General features: G+C 62.9%; 2 protein-coding genes. Both read right to left on the reverse strand.

The features are described 5' to 3' along the window. A partial coding sequence (locus ACRXB1_RS35215) for a condensation domain-containing protein (RefSeq protein WP_449494677.1) occupies window positions 1-888 on the reverse strand: 888 nt, incomplete at its 3' end. Between the two features lie 23 nt (window positions 889-911). Further along, window positions 912-1,995, reverse strand: a 1,084-nt coding sequence (locus ACRXB1_RS35220; RefSeq protein ID WP_449494678.1) for a non-ribosomal peptide synthetase, incomplete at its 5' end; no start/stop codon positions are given.

Below are 1,995 nucleotides of genomic sequence, written 5' to 3' on the forward strand. Positions count from 1 at the left end.
CCGGTAGAACGATGCCAGCTCCGCCAGCGCCACGTCCCCCGACCAACCGTCCGACACGATGTGATGCGTCGTCAATGCAAGCCAGTGCGTGGTCGCATCGAGACGGATCAGGCACGCGCGCATCAGCACGTCGCGGGCCGGATCGAGTTGCACGCGCCAGAATTCGAGTTGACGATCACGTTCGCCGGCATCGAGCCAGCGTCGCTGCCACAGCGCGTAATCGGCATACTGGATCGGCAGCGGTTCGAGCGAAACCGCTTCGCCATTTACATACGACCGGTAGAACGATGCCAGCTCCGCCAGCGCCACGTCCCCCGACCAACCGTCCGACACGATGTGATGCGTCGTCAATGCAAGCCAGTGCGTGGTCGCATCGAGACGGATCAGGCACGCGCGCATCAGCGGGCCGTGGGCCAGATCGAAAGGCCCGGATTCATCGGCGAGGGCGAGTTCCTGTGCCCGCACCTCGCGTTCGGCGAGGGGAACGCTGCTCACATCAAATGCCTGCCAGCAGCAGCGCTCGGGTGCACGCACGCTCTGTGATACACCGTCCGCGCCTTCCGCGAAAGTCGTACGCAACGCCTCATGACGCGCAATCAACGCATCGCACGAACGCCGCAGCGCGTGTTCGTCGAGGGCGCCATCGAGACGCAGCCGCTCGGTGATGTGATACGCCGCAGGCTCGTCGATCATGCGTGCATGCAACCAGAGCCTGGTCTGCGCGAACGATGCCGGAACCCTCGCGGAACGCTCGGCGCGCGGCGGTATGGGCAGCATGCGAAAGTCGATACCCGTAGCCGGGAGTCGTTCCAGGAACACCTTGCGTTGTGCGTCAGGCAACTGCGCGAAGCGCACCGCAAGAGAGAGCAGATCCGGTCTTGCCGTCATCGTCGATCCTTGATTCCCGGTCTTCATTGCGCTTCGAGCTCGCCGAGTAATGCATCGATTGCGCTTACCGCGTCTTGTCCATTTGCGTTTCCATGTGCGGCAAGTGCGCGATCGATCTCCGCGGCGCAGCGTGTGAGCGTGCGTTGATCGAAGAGTGTACGTAGCGGAAGCATCAACGACCAGTGAAGGTTGGCCTGTGCATTAGCCTGCGTGGCGAGCAGCGAATGGCCGCCGAGCGCGAAGAAATCATCGTCGCGTCCGATTGATTCGATGCGCAAAACGCGTTGCCAGATCGCGGCCAGATCATGTTCTGTCGGCGTCCGCGGCGACTCTACGGAACGGTCCTCGCGCGTGGGTGCTGGCAGCGCGTTGCGGTCGCATTTTCCGTTCGGCGTAACCGGCAGCGCGTCGAGTTCGATCACGCGGGCGGGCACCATGTAAGGCGGTAGCTGGGCGCGCAACGAATCCAGAAGCGCGGCTTGATCGAGCGCGCCCTCGGCACCGCGCGCCACGTACGCGATCAATTGTTCTTCGCGCACGATAACCACGGCGTCATGCACGCCGGGATACGCACGCAGCAGCGCTTCGATTTCGCCCGGCTCGATACGTTGTCCGCGCAGCTTCACTTGTGCATCGATACGGCCGAGGTAATCGAGCGCACCATCACTGCGACGGCACGCAAGATCGCCCGTTCTATACAAGCGCGCGCCCGCCACGAACGGATCGGGTACAAAGCGCTCGGCAGTCAGTGTCGGCCGGCCGAGATACCCGCGGGCAAGCCCTGCTCCGCCCAGATAAAGCTCGCCGATGGCGCCTTCGGGCAGCGGATTGAATGCTGCATCGAGGACGTGCAGTTGCAGGTTGTCGATCGCGTGGCCGATTGGCACGGAAGCCGCGTCCCCATCTTCTGCGTTGCAGGTCCAGTGCGAGACATCGATGGCGGCTTCAGTCGGCCCGTACAGGTTGTACAAACGCGCGTTCCAGATCAGCTTGTAATCCAGGCTGCCGAGTTCGTGCAGCGCGATCTGCCGTGCGTAGAACAACGCGCCGAAGAACGCACCAAAGAACATGACTTCGGAAAAGATGAACCAGCTCATGCTCCAGCGG

Source organism: Caballeronia sp. M23-90, from assembly GCF_053574605.1.